The 644-nt window shown below is 61.3% G+C and carries 1 pseudogene; it reads right to left on the reverse strand.

Annotated elements, in window-relative coordinates:
- Nucleotides 1-556 (reverse strand): annotated as a pseudogene (locus tag EN969_RS34115) (ABC transporter permease); the annotation flags it as partial.
- Nucleotides 557-644 lie beyond the last annotated feature (88 nt).

A 644-nucleotide genomic window follows, 5' to 3' on the forward strand; every position in this document is an offset into this window, starting at 1 on the left:
GCCCCCAGAAGGTGCTGTCGCCGATGAAGTCGAGCACATCCGATGTCGCGGTCGAGAGCTGCACATCGGCGGCATAGGTGGTGACCAGGATGTCGAACAGCGCCCGGCCGAAGATGAAGGTCACCAGCGTGGTGAGAAAGGCGCGCAGCCTGAGATAGCCGACAAGGTAGCCGTTGATGGCGCCGAAGATGAGGCCGGTGGCGAGCGATGCGGCCAGCGCCAGCCAGATCGACTGTTCGAGGATGAAGAAGACATAGACGGCGGAAAAGCACGACAGCGCGAAGATCGAGCCGACCGACAGATCGATGCCGCCACCCAGCATCACCACCGTCATGCCGGTGACGACCATCGAGAACTCGCCGAGCTGGCGGGTCGATTCCTGCAAAGCGGTCAGCTTGAAGAAGCCGGGAATGACCGAGCCGAAGGTCGCCAATGTCGCCACCAGCGCCAGGAACGGAATGGCGTTGTCGGTCCAGCGTTTGGTCAGTATCTCGCCGACGACATGGTCGGGCACGAGATTGTAGCGCCAGGACTGGAGGCGTTCGCGAAAGGACATCGGCTGCTGCTATTCCATGAGGGGACGAGGTGACCGGATCCTTCCGGTCACCTCGCTTGTACTTCAGTCGAAAAGGTGCGGCTTACTT

It is taken from the genome of Mesorhizobium sp. M7A.F.Ca.CA.003.01.2.1 (assembly GCF_003998945.1).
In the GTDB taxonomy this organism is placed as follows: Bacteria; Pseudomonadota; Alphaproteobacteria; order Rhizobiales; family Rhizobiaceae; genus Mesorhizobium; species Mesorhizobium ciceri.